Raw genomic sequence first — 22,438 nt, forward strand, 5'->3', positions numbered from 1 at the left:
CGGGGTGACAGGATTTGAACCTGCGGCCTCGTCGTCCCGAACGACGCGCGCTACCAAGCTGCGCCACACCCCGGTTTTTGAGCCTGCCTAGGATATCCGACGCGGGGCCGAATCATGAAATCCGCGGCCCCCGGGCTGGGTCAGGACCGCGGCACCAGCGTCAGGACGGTCGCCTCGGGCCGGCAGGCGAACCGCACGGGAGCGTACGGCGACGTGCCGAGCCCGCCGCTGACGTGGAGGAACGCCCCGGCGCCGCCCGAGTCGGGTCGCACTCCGGGCCAGCCGTGCAGGCCGCTCGCGCGGCTGGTGTCGAGGTCGCAGTTGGTGACGAGCGCCCCGTAGAGCGGCACGCACACCTGCCCGCCGTGCGTGTGGCCGGCGAGGATCAGCTCGGCCCCGTCGGCCGCGAGCCGGTCGAGCGCGCGCGTGTACGGGGCGTGCACCACGCCGATGCGGGTCGCCGCGCCCGCGGCGAGCTCGGCGGCCTCCGGCATGGAGTCCCGGCCGATGTGCGGGTCGTCGAGCCCGACCAGGTCCAGGATCGACCCCGCGGCCTGCACGACGCCGCGCGCGTTGTCGAGGTCGAGCCAGCCGGCGTCGGTGAGACCGCGACGCAGGTCGTCCGTCGGGAGCCGCACCGGCTCGGGACGCACCCGCGTCGGGCTCGCGAAGTACGTGAACGGGTTCTTGGGGTGCGGCCCGAAGTAGTCGTTGGAGCCGAGGACGAACGCGCCCGGGAGGCGCAGCAGCGGCTCGAGCGCCTCGAGCACCGTCGGCACCGCCTCGAGGTGGGCCAGGTTGTCACCCGTGGTGATGACCGCGTCGAGCGGCTCCGCCGCCAGCTCCCGGACCCACCGCACCTTGTCCCGCTGCGACGGGGTCAGGTGCAGATCCGAGAGGTGCAGGATCCGCACGGGACGACTGCCCGCGGGCAGCACCGGCACCGTGTGGCGGCGCAGCACGAAGGAGTGCGCCTCGGCGAGGCCCCACGCCAACCCGGCGCCGGCCGCGAGCGCGAGGGTGCCGACCACGCCGAGGGAGCGCCGCATCGTCAGTTCCCGTCGCTGCCGTCGTTGTTGTTGCCGCGACCGTTGCCGTTGTTCCCGTCGTTGCCGTTGTTGCCGTCGTCGGAGTCGTCCGAGCCGTCGTCGGTCAACGGCCAGCCCGAGGGCGGGTTGGTCGCGAAGTCGGCGGGGGGCCAGGAACCGCCCCACCAGTCGTCGGGCGCGACGTTCGGGTCCCAGCCGTCCGGCCAGTTGTACCACCAGTCCGGTCGCTCGTCGGTCGCGACGGAGAAGTAGATGGTCGAGCCCGGAAGCGCCTGTCCCGAGGGCGACTGCGACACGACGATGCCCGGCGCATAAGCCTGGCTGAAGACCCGGGTCGGGTACTCCGCGAGCCGGAAGCCCGCGGCCGCCACCCGGCTCCGCGCCTCGTCCGCGGTGAGGCCGACGATGTAGGGCACGTCGATCGGGTTGCCGTAGAGGATGTCGTCGCTGGGCTCGCCGAAGGTCTCGACCGGCATGCCCTCGAGCGCCACGTCCATGTACGCCTTCCAGGTCGGCGCCGACAGCGACGAACCGTAGAGCACGTTGTAGTACCGGCCGTTGAGGGTGATGTTGCGGCCCGGCTCGTCAACGTTGGGGTTCCCGAGCCACACGGTCGCGACCAGGTTGGGGGTGTAGCCCATGAACCAGAGGTGCTTGTTGAGCTGGGCGGTACCGGTCTTGCCGGCGGCGGGACGCCCGTCGGCCAGCTGCGCCACCACACCCGTGCCGCGCTCGACCACCTGCTGCATGGCGTACGCGACACCCGTCGCGATCTCCTCGTCGATCACGCGCTCGCAGCTCTCCTGCGGCACGTCGAGCGAGTTCCCGTCGGCGTCGGTCACGGACAGGATCGCGAGCGGGTCGCACCGCACGCCGCCGTTGGCGAAGACCTGGGCGATCTGCGCCATGGTCAGCGGGGACGCGTTCTGGGTGCCCAGCGTGACGGACGGGACGATCTCGAAGTCGGCGCCGTCCGCGCGGTGGAAGCCCAGGTCCTCCGCGGTGTCGCGGACGGCGCACAGGTCGAGCTGGTTCGCCATGTTCGCGTACGCGGTGTTGACGGAGTTCGCCGTCGCGTCCAGCACCGTCTGCTGGTAGGCGCGGGCGCCCTCGACGTTGCCGGGCTCCCAGGTGCCGCCGCCGACGTTCCAGTTGTCGTCGAGGCACGATGCGGTCCACGAGTCCGCCTGGTACTCCTGCTGACGGCCGTCCACGTTCTGCATGAGCGCGTGGCCGCTCCGCAGCCACTCGGTCAGGATCACCGGCTTGAACGTCGAACCAGGCGAGAAGCCTCGAGAGCCTCCCCATTCACGGTCGACCGCGTAGTTGATCGCCGTCGAGTCGATGGTGTCGGCCGCCGGGTCGAAGTCCTTGTTCTGCGCCATCGCCAGGATCTCGCCGGTCTTCGGGTCGAGCGACACGAGCGCCATCGCCCAGCCGCTCGGGTCGTCCGCCGGGAGCGACTCGCGCAGCGCCGCGTTCGCGGCCTTCTGCTTGTCGAGGTCGAGGGTGGTGACGATGTCGAGGCCGCCCTGGTAGAGCAGGTCGGCGCCGGTCAGCCCGGAGTCCTCCTGGTTGAAGACCTCGTCCTTCTTGATGATCTTGGTCACGTAGTCGCAGAAGAACGGCGCGTCCGCCGCGGCCACGCAGGAGAACTTGGGCCGCTGCACCTTGAGCGTGTCCTCGATCGGGATCGAGGTGTACGTGTCGAACTCCTCGGCGGTGATCTCGCCCTGCTCGTACATGGTCAGCAGCACGGTGTCGCGGCGGTCCTGCGCGTTCTGCGGGTAGCGCACCGGGTTCCACTTCGAGGGGTTCTGGGTGATGCCCGCGATGGTCGCCGCCTCGATCGCGTTGAGGTCCTTCGCGGACTTCGAGAAGTAGTACTGGGCGGCCGCCTCGGCGCCGTAGATGTTCGTGCCGAACTGCGCGATGTTGAGGTACTGCTCGAGGATCTGCTCCTTGCCGCAGTCCACCGCGGGGTCCTCGTCGCTGCACTCGGTCCCGTAGGTCTGGTCGACCTTCTCCTCGAACGCGAGCGCGAGCCGCCACTCGCGGATCTTGCGGGTGAGGGAGACCTCGGTCGCCGCCTCGATCGCCTCGTCGTCCTCCGTCTCGATGGCCTGCTGCAGCAGCGTGTTCTTGACCAGCTGCTGGGTGAGCGTCGAGGCGCCGGGGCTCGACGAGGAGGTGAGGTTCACGTATGCCGCGCGCAGCAGGCCCTCGCCGTCGACGCCGTGGTGCTGCATGAAGCGCTTGTCCTCGATGGAGATCACCGCGCGCTGCAGCCACACCGAGATCTCCTCGAGCGGCACCACGACCCTGTTCTGTGTGTAGAACGTGGCGAGGAGGTTCTCCCCCGTGCGGTCGTAGATGTTCGACTGCTGCGGGAGCGACACCGAGTCGAGCTCCTGCGGCAGCTCCTCGAAGAGCTCGGCCGACCCCTGGGCGGCGGAGCCCGCGACCGTCACCGCAGGCAGAGCCACGCCTGCGAGGAGGAATCCCCCCATGATCGACAGTGCGACGAACGCCGCCAGAGCGGTCACGACCTGCACGAGCGTCACGCGGGTGCGGGGGCGAGGGGAACGAGCCATGCCTTCCAGTTTAAGTCAGCGATGCTGAGAGCCCGTCCGGCCGGTGCGCGGGGTACGCGGAGGATAGGCTCGCGGCATGACTGAGAAGTGGGAATACGCGACCGTGCCGCTCATCGACCACGTGACCAAGCAGATCCTGGACCAGTGGGGCGACGACGGCTGGGAGCTCGTGCAGGTGGTGACCGGTCCGACCGGCGGCCTGGTGGCCTACCTCAAGCGTCCCAAGGTCGGCTGAGCGTGAGCGCCTCGCAGCGCCTCGCCGCGCTGGGGCTCGAGCTGCCCGAGGTGGCGACCCCGGTGGGCACCTACGTCCCCGCGAAGCGGATCGGCGACCTCATCCACACGTCGGGTCAGCTGCCGCTCGTCTCGGGCGACCTGATCGCGGTCGGGGTCGTCGGCCAGCGGTCCGGCGACGTGACCCCGGAGCGCGCGAACGAGTGCGCCCGGGTCGCCGCGCTCAACGCGCTCGCCGCGGCCGCGCAGGCCGCCGGCGGGCTCGACAGCATCGAGTCCGTGGTGAAGATCACCGGCTTCGTCGCCTCCGCTCCCGGCTTCACCGCGCAGCCCGCGGTCATCAACGGCGCCTCGAGCCTGCTCGTCGAGGTCTTCGGCGAGGCGGGTCGCCACGCGCGCTCCGCGGTCGGCGTCGCCTCACTCCCGCTGGGGGCACCGGTCGAGGTCGAGCTCACCGTCGCGCTTCGCTCCCTGTAGCGGGACGATGCGGCGACCACCGCATCGTCCCGCGTCGCCTCGCCGTCGGGCGGCGCGACGCGGCTAGCGCGAGCGGGCCCGGAGGCGCTCGGGCTCGTACACCTCGACGGCGCCGATGTGGACGTCGATCCATCCGCGCGAGGCGAAGTCGGCGAGCGCCTTGTTCACGGTCTCGCGCGAGGCTCCGACGAGCTGGGCGAGCTCCTCCTGCGTGAGGCCGTGCCTCACGGTGACATGGCCGCGCTCCATCCTGCCGAAGCGGTGGCCCAGGTCGAGGATCGCCTTGGCGACGCGCCCGGGCACGTCGGAGAACACCAGGTCCGCCATCGTGTTCGACATCCGCCGGATGCGCTGGGCGAGGGCGCGCAGCATGTGGCGCGACATCTCGAGGTGGTCGTCCAGCCAGACGTCGAGCACGCTCTTCGGCAGCTCGTAGACGATCGAGTCCTCGACCGCGTGCGCCCGCGACAGCCGCGGGCCGGGGTCGAAGACGGACAGCTCGCCGAGCATGTCGCCCACGCCGAGCAGGGCGAGCAGGTTCTCGCGGCCGTCGCGCGCGGTCCGGGCCAGCTTGATCTTGCCCTTGACCACGACATACAGGGCGTGACCGTCGTCGCCCTCGTTGAAGATGGTCTCGCCGCGGGCGAGCTCGCGGCGCTTCATCTGCCCGACGAGCGAGCGTGCGGTCGCCTGATCCATGCCGCCGAACAGCGGCGAGGAGCGCAGCAGCTGCTCCTCACGAGCGGCATCGGCCATGTCAGGGACCCTTCTCGCCGTCATCCATCCGGTGCGTGTCCGCGAGCGCGCGCACCATCTGCGCCGTCACATTATCAAGGGTCGCGGCCACGCGAGTCTCGTACGCCTCCAGCCCGGCGTCGAGCCGGTCGAGATCGTCGACGGTCGCGACGGACAGGCCGGCAGCGTCGGGCCACAGCGCCCGGGAGAGCTCGTCGCCCGTCGGCGCACCGGCCGCGAGCGCCTCCCACGACAGATCGAGGCCGGCGTCACCCGTGATCTCCGGTCGCGCCAGGAACGCGACGGCGAGGTCGCGGCGCGCCTGCACCAGGCGGCGCCACCAGCGCACGCGGGCCAGCTCACGTCGTGTGTCGCGGCGTCGCTGACGCAGCTCGGCGACGGCGTCTGCAGTCGAGGACGGGGTCACCTTCACCTCCCTCGCGACCGGCGGGCCGTGTGCTCGCCACATCCGTGTATCGGCCGGGGCCAGGCGAGGCTTGAGCGGTCGCTAGGGTGAGATCCATGTCCCGCCCCGCACCGCTGACCGTCGCGAGGAGCGACCAGGAGGCGCCCCCGGTCGCGCTCGTCCGCCGGGCCCGCGCGATCAACCGGGCGCTGGCCGACGTGTACCCGGACGCCCACTGCGAGCTCGACTACGGCACGCCGTTCCAGCTGCTCGCCGCGACGGTGCTGAGCGCACAGTGCACGGACGTCCGCGTGAACCAGGTGACTCCCGCGCTGTTCTCCCGGTTCCCCGACGCCGCGGCGATGGCCGGCGCGGACCGGGACGAGCTCGAGGCGCTGATCAAGCCCACCGGCTTCTACCGCTCCAAGGCGGAGTCGCTGCTCGGGCTGAGCCGCGACATCGTCGAGCGGTACGACGGCGCGGTGCCCGGCCGGCTCCGGGACCTGGTGACGCTGCGCGGCGTGGGGAGGAAGACGGCGAACGTGGTGCTCGGCAACGCGTTCGACGTGCCGGGCATCACGGTCGACACCCACATGGGCCGCCTCGCCCGACGCCTGGGTCTCACGGTGAGCGAGGACCCCGTGGTGGTCGAGCGGGACCTGATGGCCTTGATCGAGCGCCGCGAGTGGACGCTCTGGTCGCACCGGGTGATCTTCCACGGTCGCCGCCGGTGCATGGCGCGCACGCCGGACTGCGGCTCCTGCGAGATCGCCGCGCTGTGCCCCACCGCTCCCGGGGCGCGCGTCCGGCGGTAGCCCCCGGGGCGCTAGTGGTCCGCGCGCGGGTGCTCGTCGACGCCGACCTCGTCGGGGTCGACCCCGACGCTCTTCGCGAGGTCCTCGGGCTTCGCCATCCGGTTGGCGGGCAGCGGCACCGGCGTGGAGCGCCGCTCGTACAGCCGTCGGTAGAAGCGGTCGCGGAAGCCCAGGAGCCCCGCGCCGAGCGCGGCCGCGAGCACGGACGCGGTCAGCACGGAGAGCTTGACCACGTCGGCGTTCTCCCCGCCGAACGCGAGGTCTCCGATCAGGAGGGAGACGGTGAAGCCGATGCCCGCAAGGAACCCCATCCCCGTGACGTCCCACCACGAGAGGCCCCGATCGAGCTGGGCGTTGGTGAAGGTCGCGACCAGGAAGGTGGCGAGCACGATCCCGAGCGGCTTGCCGATCACCAGGCCGACCACGACACCGTGCGCGACCGGGCTCGCGATCACCTCGGAGATGGCGTCCGCGCTGATGGCGACGCCGGCGGCGAACAGGGCGAACACGGGGACCGCGAAGCCGGCCGACACGGGGCGCCACAGGTGCTCCCAGTGCTCGGCGAGCGAGTGCTTCTCGCCCTTGCGGGCGACCGCCGGCACCATCATGCCGAGCGCGACGCCCGCGATGGTCGCGTGGACCCCGGAGGCGTGCATGAAGGCCCACGCGGCGAACGCGATCGGCACCAGCAGGAACGGCGAGGTCCAGCCCTTGCGGATCACCAGGCCGAATCCGACGATCAGCACCGCGGACACCGCCAGCCACAGGAAGTTGAGGTCGCTGCTGAAGAACACGGCGATGATGATGATCGCGAGCAGGTCGTCCACCACGGCGAGCGTCAGCAGGAACGCGCGGAGCGCGTTGGGGAGCCACTTGCCGACCACTGCGAGCACGGCGATGGCGAAGGCGATGTCCGTGGCGGTCGGCACCGCCCAGCCCTTGAGGGACCCGCCCTCGGCCAGGTTGAGGGCGACGTACAGCAGCGCGGGGACCGCCATGCCGCCGATCGCGGCGACGATCGGGACGATCGCGGTCGACGGGCGGCGGAGCTCGCCGACCACGATCTCGCGCTTGAGCTCGAGGCCCACCACGAAGAAGAAGATGGCGAGCAGCCCGTCCTTCGCCCACGCCTCGACGCTCAGGTCGAGGTGGAGGGCGTGCGGCCCGATCACGAAGTCGCGCACCGACTCGTAGAGCTCGTGCAGCGGGCTGTTCGCGAGCACCAGCGCCGCGACCGTGCCGATCAGGAGCAGGATGCCGCCGGCGCGTTCGGTCCGCAGGACGTCGGCGAGCGTGCGCTCCGTCGACGGTGTCAGGCGGGAGAAGAGGCGCGTCGCGCGAGTGGGCATGCTGCTCCGAAGATCTCGTCGGGGAGGGTGCAGCAGGAGTCTACCCGTCAGACGGTGGCTGCTCCCTGGGCCGCGGTGCGCGCGGGCTGCGGGGGATCGAAGCGGTAGCCGACGTTGCGCACGGTGCCGATCAGGTGCTCATGCTCGGCGCCCAGCTTGGCGCGCAGCCGGCGTACATGGACGTCGACGGTGCGGGTGCCGCCGTAGTAGTCGAAGCCCCACACCTCCTGCAGGAGCTGGTCGCGCGTGTACACGCGGCCCGGGTGCTGCATCAGGTACTTGAGCAGCTCGAACTCCTTGTACGTGAGGTCCAGCGGGACGCCCTTGAGGCGGGCCGTGTAGCCGCCGACGTCGACCGTGAGGTCGCCCGAGGAGTACTCGGCCGCCCGCTCGAGGGGGTCGGCGGCGCTCGCGCGTCCCATCAGCAGCCGCACCCGCGCCTCCACCTCGGCGGGGGACGCCTCGGCGAGCACCACGTCCGCGGCGCCCCAGTCGGCGTTCACGATCGACATGCCGCCCTCGCGGAGCACCAGGAGGATCGGGACCGCGACGCCGGTCACCTGGATGAGGTTGCAGTTGTTGCGGGCCTCGACCAGGTCGGCGCGCGCGTCGACCACCAGGATGTCGGCGTCCATCGCGTCGAGCATCGCCGACGGCTCGGGCGCGACCACGCGGGTGCGATGCGACAGCAATGCGAGGGCAGGCAGGACATCGGCCGCGCCGTCTGCCGACGGCGTGAGCACGAGCAGGTCTGCCATCGCCACCTCCGATTGGGCTTCACTGTACCGCCGCGGGGTCTGAGAGACTAACGCCCATGATTCCGACGACGAGGGCGACCATCACGGCCGCCGCCGCCGCCCTCGTCGGCGTCGCCGGATACCTGGGGACCAGGTATCTCGCGGTCGCGGTGCTCGCACTGATCACGCTCACAGCCCTGGGATGGCCCGCGCTGCTGCGCGCGTCCCGCAAGCGCCACGCCACGGTGATCCTGACCGTGGGCGGCGCGCTGGCGCTCGCGGCGATCGCACTGGGCAGGACCGCGCCCCACCTGCGCCACGTGGTCGCGGCGGTCGCCCTCATGGTCATCGCCGCGCTCGTCTCCGAGGTGTTCTTCGCGAGCGCACGGGGACGGACCGTCACCTCGGTCGCCGCCGTCGCGGCGGGGGCCATCGTCGTGACCTCAGGTGCGGCGTGGCTCGCGGCCGCCCGCACGCACGGCTCCGAGGACCTGGTGGTCGCGGGCGCCGTCGCGCTGGCGGCCTCGTCCGTGGCGGCGGTCTCGACGCCGAACCCGCACCTCAACACCATCATCGCGCTGGTCGCCGGCACCGGCTTCGGGCTGGGCACGGGCTACCTGTTCCCGGACCTGGTCTGGTACGCCGGCGGCTTCGTGGGCTTCCTCTGCGCGGTGATCGTCACGCTGCTGCAGGAGCTGTACCGGCGGGAGCCGCGACCACGCGACTGGATGCCGGGAATAGCATCGGCACTCTCGCCCGTTCTGGCGGCGGGCGCGCTCGTCTACATCGCCGGCCGTCTGCTCATCGGCTGAAGCCCTCGAAGGAAGTCCATGCTCGTCCGTGTCCTCATCGTCGTCGCGATCCTGGTGGTCGCGTCCCTCGCCGCGCTCTGGTGGCAGCGGCGCCAGGGAGTCGCGCACGAGGTCGAGCGAGCGGGCTCGCTGTCCTCCGCGACGCTCGGCGCGAAGCGCGGCTACCACGCGACGTTCGTGCAGTTCTCGACGCCCATGTGCGCGAAGTGCCCGCCCACCGCGTCGCTGCTGGGACGCCTCGCCGCCGAGGACCCCCGCGTGGTCCACATCGAGATCGACGCGTCGGAGCGGCTCGACCTGGCCCGCGAGCTCGAGATCATGCGCACCCCCACCATCCTGCTGCTCGACGGCGACGGCGTGGTCGTGTCGCGCATCTCGGGAGCCCCCACCGAGCACCAGGCGCGCGAGGCCCTCGCAGCCGTGCCGCGCACCGGCACCGACTACTCCATCTGAACCCCCGCATCGTCCCCACCCCAGGAGCCCCCCATGAACGACCTCCAGCTCGACCCGCGCGGCCCTCGCTTCGGCGCGTTCTTCCAGCTCGCGTTCTCCGTCGCCGCCCTGCTCGTGGGCGCCAACACCGGGGGCATCGCGATCATGGCGGTGCTGCTCGTGCTGTTCATCCCCGGCGCGATCGTGGGTCCGCAGGCGACCGTGCAGTCGTGGGTGTTCAAGACGTTCGTGCGTCCCCGCCTCGCGCCGCCCACGGAGACCGAGTCGTTCCGGCCGCCGCGCTTCGCGCAGCAGATGGGCCTCACCTTCTCGATCCTCGCCGTCGCGTGCGGCCTGCTCGGCCTGGACCTCGGCTTCTACGTCTTCACCGGCTTCGTGACCTTCGCCTCGTTCCTCAACGGCGTGTTCAACCTCTGCCTGGGCTGCGAGATCTACCTGCTGGTCAAGCGCCTCACCACCCGGGCGGCCTGACATGCCCGCGCTGGTGGTCAAGTGCACCTGGGGCGCGGAGCGGCCGGAGGCGTTGATGCAGGCGTTCACCGTCGCCGCGACCGCGGCCGCCAGCGGCCGGACCGTCAGCGTGTGGCTCACCGGTGAGGCGAGCGTCCACGGCGTGCTCGGGTCGGAGGACGTGGAGCTGGCGTACTCGCCGCCACTGTCCGCGCTGCGCGAGGCGATCCTCGCCGCCGGCGGGACGCTCACGGTCTGCACGCAGTGCGCGCAGCGGCGCGGGATCACCGAGGCGGACCTCATCGAGGGCGCGCGCATCGCCGGCGCCGCGGCCTTCGTCGCCGAGGCGACCGCGCCCGACGCGACCGCGCTGGTCTACTGACCCCTGCCGAAGGTCCCGGATCCACGACTAGACTCACCCCTATGACCGCTCTTGAGATGACGTTCACCGCCCTCGCCGTCGCGGGCTTCGGCGCCACCGCCTGGATCGCCGGGATCGTGGTCTACCGCCTGGTGAAGGGTCCCGCCCGGTGACGTTCGTCATCCCCAGCGACCTCGCCCCCGAGGTCTACCCGCTCGCGTGGGTGGTCGGGACCTGGGAGGGCCACGGCGTGGTCGACTACCCCGGGATCGACGCCGCCGACTTCCGCCAGCGGGTCGTGTTCGATCACGACGGCGGGCCGTACCTCATCTACTCGTCGACCATCACGCTGATGGGACCCGACGGCGAGGACGGCCAGGTCTGGTCCCAGGAGTCCGGCTACTGGCGCGTCGCGCCGTCCGCGCCTGAGGGCGTCACCCTTCAGGACTTCCAGCACCCGCTCGAGGTGGTGCTCGCCGACGCGTCCGGCCTGCTCACCGCGTACTTCGGGGCGGTGGGCAACGGCCGCATCGACCTCGCCACGCGGTTCGCGGCGGCCACCGAGTCCGGCCCCGACGTCCGCGGCGCGACCCGCATGTACGGCAACGTCGGCGGCGAGCTCATGTGGGCATGGGACCTCGCGGCGTTCGGCCAGGAGCTGCAGTCCTACGCGAGCGCGCGGCTGTCGCGCGTCGAGGGTCCCGAGGTCCCCGACGCGCCCGAGGAATCCTGAGAGCGTCCCCGCGCGTTCACCGCACATGAGCATCTCACCGACCCTCGCGCGGCACGGCGCGGTCCCCGCGGAGGGACCCGACGCCGGCGTCGCCTGGCACTACGGCGACCCGACGGCCGAGCAGCGCGCGCTCGAGGCAGGCCGCGCGGTGGTCGACCAGTCGCACCTCGGAGTCGTGACGGTGACCGGCCCGGACCGCCTGAGCTGGCTCAACTCGCTGTGCACGCAGGAGGTCGCGGCGCTCGCGCCCGGCGTCTCCACCGAGATCATGATCCTGTCGCCGCAGGGCCGCATCGAGCACGTCGCCGGTCTGATCGACGACGGCACCACCGCCTGGCTGCTCACCGAGTCCGCACCCGCGCTCGCCACGTTCCTCGACCGCATGCGCTTCATGCTGCGCGTCGAGGTGGACGATGCGACGAGGGCCTGGGCGGCGATCGGCGAGGCCGTGTCGCGCCCCGCCGCCGACGGCGAGCCCGTCACCTGGGTGGACCCGTGGCCTCACATCGCCGCGGGCGGCACCACCTATGCCGCCTCTCCCGCAGATCACCCCGGTGCCACGCGGGCCTGGCGGCTGGTGCTCGTGCCCCGGGACTCGCTCGCAGATGAGATCCAGGCACGGCTCGACGCCGGCTGGACGCTCGCGGGCACCTGGGCGACCGAGGCGATCAGGATCGCCGCGCATCGTCCCCGCGCCGCCGCCGAGATCGACGCCACCACCCTGCCGCACGAGCTCGACTGGCTCCGCACCGCGGTCCACCTCCACAAGGGCTGCTACCGCGGGCAGGAGACGGTCGCGAAGGTCCACAACGTGGGCCGGCCTCCCCGGCGCCTCACGCTGCTCCACCTCGACGGCTCCTCGCACGAGATCCCCGCGGCCGGCGCGGACGTGCTCGGGAGGGACGGTGCGGTGGTCGGCCACGTGACCTCAGCCGCCCGCCACCACGAGCTGGGTCCCATCGCGCTCGCCGTGCTCAAGCGCTCGGTCGACCCGTCGATGACGCTCACCGTGCCGACCGACGGCGGCCGGGTCGCCGCGGCGCAGGAGCTGATCGTGAACGCGGACGGCTTCTCCGCCGACCGGCCCCCGAAGGTGGGGCCCACCATGAAGGGGCTGCTGATGGGCAAGGGCTGCGCGGCGGACGGCGGCGACCTGCCCGACTGAGGGACCCTGCCGGCGCGCGCATCGTCCCTCGGGACCGGCTCCCGGTCGGCGCTCCCGCAGTGGCGCGCCGCGCCCACCCCACGCGCGAGCTCCACGCCGCCCCTCGCCCACTCCACACAGCCCCTCGCCCACCCCACATCCGCGAAATGGACGCTGGGTGCACAGGAACAGCCGGTTCCGAGCACCGAGAGTCCATCGGGGTGGGGAGCGCGAGCGGCCAGCCCGGGACGATGCGCGCGGCGCGCTCCCGGCAATCCGAGCGCGCCGGCGTTACGGTGAGGGCGTGGAGATTCCCGCAGGCGAGCTCGGCTCGCGCATCGAGGAGGCCCTCGCAGCGGCGCGTGGGGGCGAGGACGTGGTCATCACCGAGGACGGGATCGCCGTGGCCCGGCTCGGCGGCGTCGACTCGGCGCCGCTCATGGAGCGCCTCGCCGCCGACGGTGTGATCGCGGTCCCCGCCGACGAGCGCGCGGTGCCCCGCCTGCCGCAGGCGGAGGCCGCCAAGGACGCGCTGTCCAGCCTGCTCGGACGCCTGCGCAGGTAGCGATGTCACTGGTCTACCTCGACACCTCGGCCCTGCTGAAGCTCTGCGTCCTCGAGACCGGCTCCGACCTCGCGGTCGCCGTGTGGAAGGGCGCCGACGCCCTGGTCACCTCGCGGATCGCCGATGCGGAGGTCCGCTCCGTGCTCGCGTCCGCCGAGCGGATCGGCCGGATCGACGCCGCTCCCGCAGCCCAGGCACGTGACCGCTGGGCCGAGCTGTGGCCCGGGCTCGCGAAGGTCGAGGTGGTCGGGGCGGTGACCGACCGCGCCGCCGAGCTGGTCGACCGCAGGCCGCTGCGCGCCGGTGACGCCATCCATCTCGTGAGCGCGCTGCTGCTGGCGGAGGCGAGGCCGCTGTTCGTCGCCTGGGACCGCCGGCTTGCGACCGCGGGCCGCGCGGAGGGGCTCCGGGTGCTGCCGCCTGCGCTAGCGTAGGTGCCCATGCTGGGCTTCCTTCAGGAACTGATCAACTGGGCGCTGTCCGCCGCGGTCCTCGCGGGCGGCATCTGGGCGCTGATCGACGCGATCCGCCACTCCGACGGGTCCTTCTCCTCCGCGGGCAAGCTCTCGAAGATGGTCTGGGTCGCGATCCTCGCGGTCGCCACCGCGATCGCATTCATCTCCCTGCCCGCGCTCCCGATCCTCAACATCTTCGGCGCCAGCGGCGGCGGCGTGTTCTGGATCGGCGGCCTCGCGGCCTCGGTCGCCATCATCGTCTACCTCGTGGGCGTGAAGCCCAAGCTCGGCCCGGCCACCGGCGGCTCGGGCGGCTCGCGCGGCCGCTCCACCGGCGGCTGGTGAGCGCCGGGTGAAGGCGGTCCTCCAGCGCGCCTCGCGCGCGTCGGTCACGGTCGACGGAACCGTCACCGCATCGTTCGACCGGCAGGGGATCCTCGCGCTGGTCGGCGTCACGCACGGCGACGGACCCGACCAGGTGGCGACCATCGCCCGCAAGATCGCGGACCTGCGGATCCTCGACGACGAGCGGAGCGCGGCGGATGTCGACGCCCCGATCATCGTGGTGTCGCAGTTCACGCTCTACGCCGACTCCCGCAAGGGCCGCCGCCCCACCTGGAACCAGGCGGCGCCGGGCCCGGTCGCCGAACCGCTGGTCGCGCAGGTGGTCGAGAAGCTGCGTGAGAACGGGCTCACCGTCGGCACGGGGATCTTCGGCGCGGACATGAAGGTCGAGCTGGTGAACGACGGCCCGGTGACCATCCTCCTCGAGGCCTGACGCCGCCCCTCCCCCTCCTACCGGGACACTCAGCACTGCTGGGGCCGCGCATCGTCCCCCCACGGGACGACCAGTACCGATCGCACGATGTTTCGCCGCGGTAACCATCGTCACGCCCCTGGCGAAATCGGGCAGACCGGCCCCATGCCCGTGGTTAGCCTGGAGACACCGCGGCGGAGCTGTCGCCGCGACCCCCGGCCCCGGCCGGACGATTCAAGGGAGGGTGACATGTTCGAACGGTTCACCGATCGGGCCCGTCGAGTGGTGGTGCTCGCGCAGGAAGAGGCGCGCATGCTCAACCACAACTACATCGGGACGGAGCACATCCTCCTGGGACTTGTCCGCGAGGGCGAGGGCGTCGCCGCGAAGGCGCTCGAGGCCATGGACATCTCTCTCAACGGCGTCCGCGAGCAGGTGCAGGAGATCATCGGCGAGGGCTCGCACGCCCCGTCGGGCCACATCCCCTTCACGCCGCGCGCCAAGAAGGTCCTCGAGCTGTCCCTGCGCGAGGCGCTGCAGCTGGGCCACAACTACATCGGCACCGAGCACATCCTGCTGGGCCTCATCCGCGAGGGCGAGGGCGTGGCAGCGCAGGTGCTCGGCAAGCTCGGCGCGGACCTGGGCGGCGTGCGCCAGCAGGTCATCCAGCTGCTGAGCGGCTACGAGGGCAAGGAGCCGGTCGCCACCGGCGCCGGCCCGCAGGAGGGCCAGCCCGCGGGCTCGACGGTCCTCGACCAGTTCGGCCGCAACTTCACGCAGGCGGCGCGCGAGGGCAAGCTCGACCCGGTGGTCGGCCGCGAGCTCATCATGGAGCGCGTCATGCAGGTCCTCAGCCGCCGCACCAAGAACAACCCGGTGCTGATCGGCGAGCCCGGCGTCGGCAAGACCGCCGTGGTCGAGGGCCTCGCCCAGGCGATCGTGCGCGGCGACGTGCCCGAGACCCTCAAGGACAAGCACCTCTACACGCTGGACCTCGGCTCCCTGGTCGCGGGCTCCCGCTACCGCGGTGACTTCGAGGAGCGCCTCAAGAAGGTGCTCAAGGAGATCCGCACCCGCGGCGACATCATCCTGTTCATCGACGAGATCCACACCCTGGTGGGTGCGGGTGCCGCCGAGGGCGCGATCGACGCCGCGTCGATCCTCAAGCCCATGCTGGCCCGCGGCGAGCTGCAGACCATCGGCGCGACCACGCTCGACGAGTACCGCAAGCACGTCGAGAAGGACCCCGCGCTCGAGCGCCGCTTCCAGCCCATCCAGGTGCCGGAGCCGGAGCTGTCGCACGCGATCGAGATCCTCAAGGGCCTGCGCGACCGCTACGAGGCGTTCCACCGCGTCACCATCACCGACGACGCGATCGTGGCTGCCGCCACCATGGCAGACCGCTACATCTCCGACCGCTTCCTGCCGGACAAGGCGATCGACCTGATCGACGAGGCGGGCGCGCGCCTGCGCATCCGCCGCATGACCTCCCCGCCGGAGCTCAAGGAGCTGGACGACAAGATCGCGAACGTGCGTCGCGACAAGGAGTCCGCGATCGACGAGCAGGACTTCGAGAAGGCCGCCAACCTCCGCGACGTGGAGCGCCGCCTCTCCGAGGAGCGCGCCCGCAAGGAGGAGGCCTGGAAGTCGGGCGACCTCGACGTGGCCGCGGTCGTGGACGAGGACCTGATCGCCGAGGTGCTGTCGATGTCCACCGGCGTGCCGGTGACCCGCGTGTCCTCCGACGAGTCCAACCGCCTCCTCACCATGGAGAAGGAGCTGCACAAGCGCGTGATCGGTCAGGAGCAGGCCATCAAGGTCCTCGCCCAGTCGATCCGCCGCACCCGTGCCGGCCTCAAGGACCCGAAGCGTCCCGGTGGCTCGTTCATCTTCGCCGGCCCGACCGGTGTCGGAAAGACCGAGCTCGCCAAGGCGCTCGCCGAGTTCCTGTTCGGCGACGAGGAGTCGCTGATCTCGCTCGACATGTCGGAGTACGGCGAGAAGCACACGGTGGCCCGCCTGTTCGGTGCGCCCCCCGGCTACGTCGGCTTCGAGGAGGGCGGCCAGCTCACCGAGAAGGTGCGTCGCAAGCCGTTCTCCGTGGTGCTGTTCGACGAGGTCGAGAAGGCCCACCCGGACATCTTCAACTCGCTGCTCCAGATCCTGGAGGACGGCAAGCTGACCGATGCTCAGGGCCGCGAGGTCAACTTCAAGAACACCATCATCATCATGACCACCAACCTGGGTGCGGACGCCATCTCCCGCCGTCAGGCGACCGGCTTCACGGCGCTGACCGAGGGCGGCCACACCTACGAGGACATGGTCAAGCTGGTGAACGGCAAGCTGAAGGAGCACTTCAAGCCGGAGTTCCTCAACCGCGTCGACAACGTGGTGGTGTTCCCGCAGCTCACCCAGAACGAGATCATCCAGATCGTGGACCTCATGGTCGCCCGCCTCGACGAGCGCATGAAGGACAAGGACATGGGCATCGAGTTCACCACGGCGGCCAAGGCGCTGCTCGCGGAGAAGGGCTACGACCCGGTCCTGGGCGCCCGTCCGCTGCGCCGCGCGCTGCAGCGCGAGATCGAGGACCCGCTGTCGGAGAAGATCCTGTTCGGCGAGGTCACCTCGGGGCAGATCGTCCGCGTCGACGCGCAGGGCGAGGGCATCCTCGGCGAGTTCACGTTCGAGGGCGTCGACCGCGACGACGTGACCGGCGAGCCGCTCACCACGGACCCCGAGGTCACCACCAAGAAGGACTAGCGCTCCGCCCCTCCCAGGCTTGGAACGCAGACGAGGCCCGGCTCACCCGCGAGGGTGGGCCGGGCCTTCGTCGTGCCGGGCGGGCGGCGGGACGATGCGGGGGTGGGCTCCGGTCATGAGCGTCCCGGGCGGCGCCACGGGGCCGGCGCCGCAGTACTGAGCGTCCCGGCGGGGGTGGGCCGCGGGCGGTCGGACGATGCGGGGGCGGGCGGCGGGCGCCGGTCGGACGGGGGTGGAGGACGTGGCACCCGTCACATCGGCCCGAACTCCTACAAATCGGACGTACCCTGATCTGCGTGCGTGTGACGGCCTGGACCCTCCCCGCCGCCGCGGCCCTGCTGCTGGCGGCGTGCTCCGGCGGCCCCGCGGACGACGACGCGCCGGGCACCGAGGCCGTCACCCGCGACACCGTCGACGCGCTGGACACCTTCTGGACCGCGCGGGTGCCGGACTACACGTCCCCCACGGTCGACCTCTACCGCGAGGCCGACCTCCCGCTGGCGGCGAACGCCTGCGAGATCCCGCCGGAGCTGTACATCGACAACTCGTTCTACTGCGGCGCGGACCGGTCGATCGCGCTCAACCTCGACCTGCTCGAGGGGCTGTCCGACTCGCAGGACTCCCCGGGCCCGGCGATGCTGGTCGCCGCGCACGAGTGGGCGCACCACGTCTCCCTGCTGGAGGGGCTCGAGGCGCGCATCGACGTGGGCGAGGAGCTGCAGGCCGACTGCAGGGCCGGGATCTTCGTCGGCGCCGTGGAGGACGGCGGCTACACGGTCAGCGTGTCCCCCGAGGATGTGGACGCGATGCTGAGCTCGCTCGTCGACCTGTCCTACCTCGACGAGACCGGCTGGTTCGACGCCGGCGCCCACGGCGACCCCTTCGCCCGGACGCAGGCGCTGTGGATCGGCTACGAGACGGGCAGCGAAGACTTCTGCGACGCGTACATCGCGATGGAGGACCGGGTCGCGGAGGCGGACTTCGACGACTTCTCCGTGTCCTTCCTGCCGTCGATGACGATCGTGAACGAGGCGACCAGCCGCGACGGCTACCCGTTCGCGCGCGCCGCGTCCGACTACTTCGAGGACCTCACGGTGGTGGCGTACGAGGTGCCCGCGAGCTCGCAGGACGCGGTCGACGTGTTCCATGCCGTGGTCGACGAGGAGTTCACCGGCGACGGCATCACGGTGCTGGACGACGTGGCGGCGCGCGAGGTCGAGGAGTGGCGCGGCGCGACCGCGGTGTCCGCCCGCTATGCGCAGGTCTACGGCGGCGATCCGTACCACGGGATGCTCCTGGTGGTCACGGAGGGGCAGGGCAAGGCCGCGCTGCTCGACGTCTACGTCCCGGGCGAGGCCCCGGCGGTCGAGGACGAGTCGGGCTGGCGGTATCTCGAGCAGGCCACGGACGCCCTGCTGCGGGGCGTGGACCCGTAGTCTGGCAGGCATGACCAACGATCCGTACGCTGCCGAAGCCGCCCGCTACGACTCCATGGACTACCCCCGCTGCGGGCGGTGGGGGCTCCGCCTCCCGCGCATCAGCCTGGGCCTGTGGCAGAACTTCGGCGGGCACCATCCGCTCGACCGCCAGCGGGGGATCATCCTCGCGGCCTTCGACATGGGGATCACGCACTTCGACCTGGCGAACAACTACGGGCCTCCGCCGGGGAGCGCGGAGACCAACTTCGGCGGGATCTTCGCGCGCGACCTCGCTCCGTACCGCGACGAGATCATCGTCTCCACCAAGGCCGGCTACTACATGCACCCGGGGCCCTACGGCGAGTGGGGTTCGCGCAAGTACCTCCTGAGCAGCCTCGACGCGTCCCTGTCGCGGATGGGCCTCGACTACGTCGACGTCTTCTACCACCACCGCCCGGACCCCGACACGCCCATCGAGGAGTCGATGATGGCGCTCGACCAGGCCGTGCGCTCGGGCAAGGCGCTGTACGCGGGCATCTCGAACTACGGCCCGGCGGAGACCGAGGAGGCCGCCCGGATCCTGGCCGAGCTCGGCACCCCGCTGCTCATCCACCAGTTCAAGTACTCGATGTACGAGCGCACCCCCGAGGACGGCCTGCTCGACGCGCTCGATCAGGTGGGCGCCGGCTCGATCGTGTTCTCCCCCCTCGCGCAGGGCATGCTCACGGACCGCTACCTGACGGGCATCCCCGCGGGCTCGCGGATCACCCACTCGCAGTTCCTGCACGAGGAGCAGGTCACCGAGACCTACCTCGCGCGGACCTCCGCGCTCAACGAGATCGCAGCCGGTCGCGGCCAGTCGCTCGCCCAGCTCGCGTTGCAGTGGGTGCTGCGCGGCGGCCGTGTCACCTCGGCCCTGGTGGGCGCCTCCTCGGTCGCGCAGCTGAAGGCGAACGTGGCGGCCCTCGACTTCCCCGAGCTCACGGAGGCGGAGATCGCCGCCATCGAGCCGCACGCGGTGCACGGCACGTACTACGCCTAGCGACGATGCGCGGGGCCGGTCACAGCGTGTAGGTGCCGCGGTCGGCGTCGTCGAGCCGGATGAGCCCGTCCGCGAGCAGGCCCTCGAGGCAGCGGTCGAGCTGGCCGGGCTCGACGTCCTCGAGGGTCGCGTGGCCCGTGACGTTGACGGGGGACGATGCGGCGCGCAGCAGCGCCATCACCCGGCCGCGGACCTGGCGGTCCGTGCCGTGCCATGGCTGCGTCCGGCGCGGAGCCAGGTCCAGCCCGGGCCGCCCCTGTGCTAGCCACGCGCACTCCCGGGCCAGCGGGCACTCGTCGCACCGCGCCACCCGGGCGGTGCACACCAGCGCGCCCAGCTCCATCGAGGCGACGGCCCACTCGGCCGCCCCCGCATCGTCCCGTGGCACCAGCGACGCCGCATGCGCCCGCTCGCCCACCGTCTGATGCGCGGCCGGCAGGGCGCGCCCGTGCCACGCGCGGCCGATCACCCGCCTGACGTTGGTGTCGAGCACCACCGACCGCCCGCCGTGCGCGAAGGCCACCACGGCGGCGGCGGTGTAGTCGCCGATCCCGGGCAGCGCCACGAGCTCCTCGTAGGTGCGGGGCACCACGCCGCCGTGCCGATCGACGAGAGCGCCGGCGCACTCCCACAGCCGCTTGGCCCGCCGCGGGTAGCCGAGCCGCCCCCAGGCTCGGACCGCGTCGGCCTGCTCGGCTGCGGCGAGGTCCACGGGGGCGGGCCAGCGGGCCATCCACTCGCGCCACACCGGCTCGACTCGGACCACGGGGGTCTGCTGCAGCATGATCTCGCTGACGAGCACCCCCCATGGGGTCGCCGAGCCCCCGCGCCACGGCAGGTCGCGGCCGGCCTGGGCGAACCATTCAAGGACCGCGGCGACCATGCGCGCATCGCGCGCGGCGGCGGACTCGGATTCGTGCGGCATGCCGCCATTCTCCCGGTCCCGGGCGCGGTTACGGTAGACGCAGAGTCCGGAGGTGAGTGATGGATCAGGTGCCCCAGGCGCCGCGGCGGCTGCCGCCGGAGGTGTACCGGCGCCGACGGATCGTCGTCGCGTTCGCGCTGATCGTCATCGTCGCCGTGACCTGGCTCGCGATCCGCGCGATCACCTCGAGCGGCGCCGACACCGCCGCGCCGAGCGCCACCCCGTCCCCGACGGCGACCGCCGCGCCGAGCGCCTCCCCGTCCCCGACCGTGACCACCAGCACGAGCGCCGAGCCCGCCGCGATCGCCGACTGCACCGCCACCGACGTCGCGGTGGCGCTCGGGACGCCCGACGTGTCCGCCGATGCCGTCACGTTCCCCGTGACGCTGACCCAGATCGGCACCGTCGAGTGCCTGCTCGACGGCACGGTCGACACGTCCCTGCTGATCACGTCCGGCGACACCCGCGTGTGGATGTCGACCGACTGCGACGCGACCGCCGCGATCCTGGACACGAGCTGGCTGCTGCAGCCGGGCGCCGAGGAGACGACGTCGGTGGCCTGGCCCCGCGAGTGGTCCTTCGAGGGCTGCGGCAGCTCGAACGACGTGCCGCAGCCCGGCTACTACTACGCCGAGCTGACCGTGCAGGGGATCACCGCCGAGCGGCTCCAGTTCCAGATCGGGTAGCGGCGCCCCTGCCCCGCGCGGCGGGTCTCACTCCCCGGGGATCGCGAGCGCGACCGCCTCGGCGACGGAGCCCACCGGGTGGAGCCGGATCCCCGCCGCGAGACGCCCGGCGTCGACCTTGGCCGGCACCACCACGTCGGTGAAGCCGAGCCTGGCAGCCTCGGCGACGCGCTGCGCCGTGGCCGCGACCGGACGCACCGCACCGGAGAGCGCCACCTCCCCCACGGCGGCCCAGCCGGCCCGCACGGGACGGTCGGCGCGAGCCGAGGCGAGGGCGAGCGCCAGCGCCACGTCCGCCGCCGGCTCGATGACCCGGGCGCCTCCCACGGTCGAGACGTAGACGTCGTCGGCCGCGAGAGCGACGCCCACGCGCCGGTGCAGCACCGCCAGGAGCATGGCGACGCGCGACGAGTCGACCCCCGAGGTGGCCCGGCGCGGGTTCGACAGCGCGCTCGGAGCCACCAGCGCCTGGATCTCCGCCGGCAGCGGCCGCTTGCCGTCGAGCGTGATGGTCGGGCAGGTGCCGGGCACCGGCTCCGACTCGTGCGACAGGAACAGCCCGCTCGGGTCCGCGACGGACTCGATGCCGGAGTCGACCAGCTGGAAGCAGCCCACCTCGTCGACCGAGCCGAAGCGGTTCTTGAGCGCCCGCAGGAGTCGCAGCGGGCTGTGCTGGTCGCCCTCGAACTGGCAGACCACGTCGACCAGGTGCTCGACGATGCGCGGGCCGGCGACCGACCCGTCCTTGGTCACGTGCCCCACGAGCACCATGGGGAGGCCACGGGTCTTCGCGGCCTGGATGAGCGCGGACGAGACCTCGCGCACCTGCCCGACGCCGCCGGGGGTGCCGTCGATCTGCGCGGAGGCGATGGTCTGGATCGAGTCGATCATCACGAGCGATGGCGCCGCCTGGTCGAGGTGGGCGAGCACGGCGCCCAGGTCCGTCTCGGCCGCGAGGAGGACCTGGTCCTCCAGGGCCCCGATGCGCTCGGCGCGCAGCCGGATCTGGCCGGCGCTCTCCTCGCCCGACACGTAGAGCACCGTGCCGCCGTCGCGCGCCGCACGCGCGGCGACGTCCAGCAGCAGGGTCGACTTGCCGACTCCCGGCTCGCCGGCGAGCAGCACCACCGCGCCCGGGACGAAGCCACCGCCGAGCACCCGGTCGAGCTCGCCGACGCCGGTCGGAGTGCGGCGCGCCGCGGCCGCGTCGACCCGCGGCAGGGGGGTCGCGGGCGTCGTCACCGCGGTGGCCTTGGTGGCCGGGCCCGCCGGGGCGGCGCCCGCCTCGACCACGGTGCCCCACGCCTGGCACTCGCCGCACCGGCCCACCCACTTCACAGCGGTCCAGCCGCACTCGGTGCACCGGTAGCCGGGGGTGCTCTTCCTGGTCGAGGTCGCCATGCGGCACACGCTACCCGTGCGGTGTGACACGCGGTGCGGCGCCGCCGCGCGGTCGGACTGCGCCTCTACGCTGGCCC

The 22,438-nt window shown here is 72.1% G+C and carries 25 protein-coding genes and 1 tRNA gene; 17 read left to right on the forward strand and 9 right to left on the reverse strand.

Annotation, left to right across the window (positions count from 1 at the left end; genetic code table 11):
• From QQX13_RS07705 to QQX13_RS07715, 3 genes are all read right to left on the reverse strand, one after another.
• A tRNA-Pro gene (locus tag QQX13_RS07705) sits at positions 1-73 on the reverse strand.
• Positions 74-140: 67 nt separating this feature from the next.
• Positions 141-1,049, reverse strand: coding sequence for a metallophosphoesterase (locus tag QQX13_RS07710; protein WP_301153062.1), 909 nt, complete (start codon positions 1,047-1,049; stop codon positions 141-143).
• A gap of 2 nt (positions 1,050-1,051) precedes the next feature.
• Complete coding sequence (locus tag QQX13_RS07715) at positions 1,052-3,643, reverse strand: penicillin-binding protein (RefSeq protein WP_301153064.1); 2,592 nt, start codon at positions 3,641-3,643, stop codon at positions 1,052-1,054.
• Between the two features lie 76 nt (positions 3,644-3,719).
• Between QQX13_RS07715 and sp36 the strand changes: the two genes are divergently transcribed.
• Positions 3,720-3,878, forward strand: coding sequence for a Sp36 family protein (gene sp36 / locus QQX13_RS07720; RefSeq protein ID WP_301119356.1), 159 nt, complete (start codon positions 3,720-3,722; stop codon positions 3,876-3,878).
• Positions 3,879-3,880: 2 nt separating this feature from the next.
• Positions 3,881-4,354 (forward strand): RidA family protein, encoded by a 474-nt coding sequence (locus QQX13_RS07725; RefSeq protein ID WP_301119354.1) that lies wholly within the window; start codon positions 3,881-3,883, stop codon positions 4,352-4,354.
• 63 nt (positions 4,355-4,417) lie between these two features.
• On the opposite strand, the gene QQX13_RS07730 is transcribed toward QQX13_RS07725, so the two are convergent.
• The gene (locus QQX13_RS07730) at positions 4,418-5,110 is read right to left on the reverse strand and encodes a Crp/Fnr family transcriptional regulator (protein WP_301119352.1); all 693 of its coding nucleotides are present in this window, start codon (positions 5,108-5,110) and stop codon (positions 4,418-4,420) included.
• Position 5,111: 1 nt separating this feature from the next.
• Positions 5,112-5,516 (reverse strand): hypothetical protein, encoded by a 405-nt coding sequence (locus QQX13_RS07735; protein ID WP_301119350.1) that lies wholly within the window; start codon positions 5,514-5,516, stop codon positions 5,112-5,114.
• Positions 5,517-5,611: 95 nt separating this feature from the next.
• Here QQX13_RS07735 and nth point away from each other — a divergent pair, with 95 nt between their 5' ends.
• Positions 5,612-6,310, forward strand: coding sequence for an endonuclease III (gene nth, locus QQX13_RS07740; RefSeq protein ID WP_301119348.1), 699 nt, complete (start codon positions 5,612-5,614; stop codon positions 6,308-6,310).
• A gap of 11 nt (positions 6,311-6,321) precedes the next feature.
• Here nth and nhaA read toward each other — a convergent pair whose 3' ends face one another.
• Both nhaA and QQX13_RS07750 read right to left on the reverse strand, forming a co-directional pair.
• Positions 6,322-7,659 carry a Na+/H+ antiporter NhaA gene (gene nhaA, locus QQX13_RS07745; protein ID WP_301119346.1) on the reverse strand — a complete coding sequence of 446 codons (1,338 nt, stop codon included), beginning with the start codon at positions 7,657-7,659 and terminating at the stop codon, positions 6,322-6,324.
• Between the two features lie 47 nt (positions 7,660-7,706).
• Positions 7,707-8,417: a response regulator transcription factor gene (locus tag QQX13_RS07750; protein ID WP_301119344.1), complete on the reverse strand. Its 711-nt coding sequence runs from the start codon at positions 8,415-8,417 to the stop codon at positions 7,707-7,709.
• A gap of 56 nt (positions 8,418-8,473) precedes the next feature.
• On the opposite strand from QQX13_RS07750, the gene QQX13_RS07755 reads away from it, so the two are divergent.
• The 13 genes from QQX13_RS07755 (at position 8,474) to QQX13_RS07815 (ending at position 19,349) form a co-directional block, all read left to right on the forward strand.
• Positions 8,474-9,208, forward strand: a complete 735-nt coding sequence (locus QQX13_RS07755) for a hypothetical protein (RefSeq protein ID WP_301119342.1) — start codon at positions 8,474-8,476, stop codon at positions 9,206-9,208.
• Positions 9,209-9,226: 18 nt separating this feature from the next.
• Positions 9,227-9,661: a thioredoxin family protein gene (locus QQX13_RS07760; RefSeq protein ID WP_301119340.1), complete on the forward strand. Its 435-nt coding sequence runs from the start codon at positions 9,227-9,229 to the stop codon at positions 9,659-9,661.
• 33 nt (positions 9,662-9,694) lie between these two features.
• A complete protein-coding gene (locus QQX13_RS07765; RefSeq protein WP_301119338.1) occupies positions 9,695-10,132 on the forward strand; it encodes a DUF4395 domain-containing protein in 438 nt (145 codons plus the stop codon).
• Position 10,133: 1 nt separating this feature from the next.
• Complete coding sequence (locus tag QQX13_RS07770) at positions 10,134-10,493, forward strand: DsrE family protein (protein ID WP_301119336.1); 360 nt, start codon at positions 10,134-10,136, stop codon at positions 10,491-10,493.
• 148 nt (positions 10,494-10,641) lie between these two features.
• A complete protein-coding gene (locus tag QQX13_RS07775) occupies positions 10,642-11,205 on the forward strand; it encodes a heme-binding beta-barrel domain-containing protein (protein ID WP_301119334.1) in 564 nt (187 codons plus the stop codon).
• A gap of 25 nt (positions 11,206-11,230) precedes the next feature.
• Positions 11,231-12,370: a CAF17-like 4Fe-4S cluster assembly/insertion protein YgfZ gene (gene ygfZ, locus QQX13_RS07780; protein ID WP_301119332.1), complete on the forward strand. Its 1,140-nt coding sequence runs from the start codon at positions 11,231-11,233 to the stop codon at positions 12,368-12,370.
• Between the two features lie 283 nt (positions 12,371-12,653).
• A complete protein-coding gene (locus QQX13_RS07785; RefSeq protein ID WP_301119330.1) occupies positions 12,654-12,914 on the forward strand; it encodes a hypothetical protein in 261 nt (86 codons plus the stop codon).
• Positions 12,915-12,916: 2 nt separating this feature from the next.
• Positions 12,917-13,348 (forward strand): type II toxin-antitoxin system VapC family toxin, encoded by a 432-nt coding sequence (locus QQX13_RS07790; RefSeq protein WP_301119328.1) that lies wholly within the window; start codon positions 12,917-12,919, stop codon positions 13,346-13,348.
• Between the two features lie 6 nt (positions 13,349-13,354).
• Entirely contained in the window at positions 13,355-13,714 is a 360-nt protein-coding gene (locus tag QQX13_RS07795; protein ID WP_301119326.1) for a DUF2516 family protein, read from the forward strand.
• A gap of 7 nt (positions 13,715-13,721) precedes the next feature.
• Complete coding sequence (gene dtd, locus QQX13_RS07800) at positions 13,722-14,147, forward strand: D-aminoacyl-tRNA deacylase (protein WP_301119324.1); 426 nt, start codon at positions 13,722-13,724, stop codon at positions 14,145-14,147.
• A 228-nt stretch (positions 14,148-14,375) separates the two neighbouring features.
• Positions 14,376-16,889, forward strand: coding sequence for an ATP-dependent Clp protease ATP-binding subunit (locus tag QQX13_RS07805; RefSeq protein WP_301119322.1), 2,514 nt, complete (start codon positions 14,376-14,378; stop codon positions 16,887-16,889).
• A gap of 296 nt (positions 16,890-17,185) precedes the next feature.
• The gene (locus QQX13_RS07810; RefSeq protein WP_301119320.1) at positions 17,186-18,325 is read left to right on the forward strand and encodes a neutral zinc metallopeptidase; all 1,140 of its coding nucleotides are present in this window, start codon (positions 17,186-17,188) and stop codon (positions 18,323-18,325) included.
• A gap of 10 nt (positions 18,326-18,335) precedes the next feature.
• Positions 18,336-19,349 carry an aldo/keto reductase gene (locus QQX13_RS07815; protein ID WP_301119319.1) on the forward strand — a complete coding sequence of 338 codons (1,014 nt, stop codon included), beginning with the start codon at positions 18,336-18,338 and terminating at the stop codon, positions 19,347-19,349.
• Positions 19,350-19,368: 19 nt separating this feature from the next.
• On the opposite strand, the gene QQX13_RS07820 is transcribed toward QQX13_RS07815, so the two are convergent.
• The gene (locus QQX13_RS07820; RefSeq protein WP_301119317.1) at positions 19,369-20,274 is read right to left on the reverse strand and encodes an HhH-GPD family protein; all 906 of its coding nucleotides are present in this window, start codon (positions 20,272-20,274) and stop codon (positions 19,369-19,371) included.
• A gap of 59 nt (positions 20,275-20,333) precedes the next feature.
• Between QQX13_RS07820 and QQX13_RS07825 the strand changes: the two genes are divergently transcribed.
• Positions 20,334-20,960, forward strand: coding sequence for a hypothetical protein (locus tag QQX13_RS07825; RefSeq protein WP_301119315.1), 627 nt, complete (start codon positions 20,334-20,336; stop codon positions 20,958-20,960).
• A 27-nt stretch (positions 20,961-20,987) separates the two neighbouring features.
• Here the strand turns inward: QQX13_RS07825 and radA are convergent, their stop codons facing one another.
• Positions 20,988-22,361, reverse strand: a complete 1,374-nt coding sequence (radA, locus tag QQX13_RS07830; protein ID WP_301119313.1) for a DNA repair protein RadA — start codon at positions 22,359-22,361, stop codon at positions 20,988-20,990.
• Positions 22,362-22,438 lie beyond the last annotated feature (77 nt).

It is taken from the genome of Demequina lignilytica (assembly GCF_030418375.1).
GTDB classification, from domain to species: domain Bacteria; phylum Actinomycetota; class Actinomycetes; order Actinomycetales; family Demequinaceae; genus Demequina; species Demequina lignilytica.

Excerpts from the sequence above, each read along its gene's own strand:
- QQX13_RS07790 (WP_301119328.1), top strand. The coding sequence starts at position 12,917 with ATGTCACTGGTCTACCTCGACACCTCGGCCCTGCTGAAGCTCTGCGTC.
- QQX13_RS07825 (WP_301119315.1), top strand. The coding sequence starts at position 20,334 with ATGGATCAGGTGCCCCAGGCGCCGCGGCGGCTGCCGCCGGAGGTGTAC.
- ygfZ (WP_301119332.1), top strand. The coding sequence starts at position 11,231 with ATGAGCATCTCACCGACCCTCGCGCGGCACGGCGCGGTCCCCGCGGAG.
- QQX13_RS07715 (WP_301153064.1), bottom strand. The coding sequence starts at position 3,643 with ATGGCTCGTTCCCCTCGCCCCCGCACCCGCGTGACGCTCGTGCAGGTC.
- QQX13_RS07820 (WP_301119317.1), bottom strand. The coding sequence starts at position 20,274 with ATGCCGCACGAATCCGAGTCCGCCGCCGCGCGCGATGCGCGCATGGTC.
- radA (WP_301119313.1), bottom strand. The coding sequence starts at position 22,361 with ATGGCGACCTCGACCAGGAAGAGCACCCCCGGCTACCGGTGCACCGAG.
- QQX13_RS07755 (WP_301119342.1), top strand. The coding sequence starts at position 8,474 with ATGATTCCGACGACGAGGGCGACCATCACGGCCGCCGCCGCCGCCCTC.
- QQX13_RS07770 (WP_301119336.1), top strand. The coding sequence starts at position 10,134 with ATGCCCGCGCTGGTGGTCAAGTGCACCTGGGGCGCGGAGCGGCCGGAG.
- QQX13_RS07750 (WP_301119344.1), bottom strand. The coding sequence starts at position 8,417 with ATGGCAGACCTGCTCGTGCTCACGCCGTCGGCAGACGGCGCGGCCGAT.
- QQX13_RS07730 (WP_301119352.1), bottom strand. The coding sequence starts at position 5,110 with ATGGCCGATGCCGCTCGTGAGGAGCAGCTGCTGCGCTCCTCGCCGCTG.
- nhaA (WP_301119346.1), bottom strand. The coding sequence starts at position 7,659 with ATGCCCACTCGCGCGACGCGCCTCTTCTCCCGCCTGACACCGTCGACG.
- QQX13_RS07760 (WP_301119340.1), top strand. The coding sequence starts at position 9,227 with ATGCTCGTCCGTGTCCTCATCGTCGTCGCGATCCTGGTGGTCGCGTCC.
- sp36 (WP_301119356.1), top strand. The coding sequence starts at position 3,720 with ATGACTGAGAAGTGGGAATACGCGACCGTGCCGCTCATCGACCACGTG.
- QQX13_RS07765 (WP_301119338.1), top strand. The coding sequence starts at position 9,695 with ATGAACGACCTCCAGCTCGACCCGCGCGGCCCTCGCTTCGGCGCGTTC.
- nth (WP_301119348.1), top strand. The coding sequence starts at position 5,612 with ATGTCCCGCCCCGCACCGCTGACCGTCGCGAGGAGCGACCAGGAGGCG.
- QQX13_RS07805 (WP_301119322.1), top strand. The coding sequence starts at position 14,376 with ATGTTCGAACGGTTCACCGATCGGGCCCGTCGAGTGGTGGTGCTCGCG.
- QQX13_RS07795 (WP_301119326.1), top strand. The coding sequence starts at position 13,355 with ATGCTGGGCTTCCTTCAGGAACTGATCAACTGGGCGCTGTCCGCCGCG.
- QQX13_RS07815 (WP_301119319.1), top strand. The coding sequence starts at position 18,336 with ATGACCAACGATCCGTACGCTGCCGAAGCCGCCCGCTACGACTCCATG.
- QQX13_RS07710 (WP_301153062.1), bottom strand. The coding sequence starts at position 1,049 with ATGCGGCGCTCCCTCGGCGTGGTCGGCACCCTCGCGCTCGCGGCCGGC.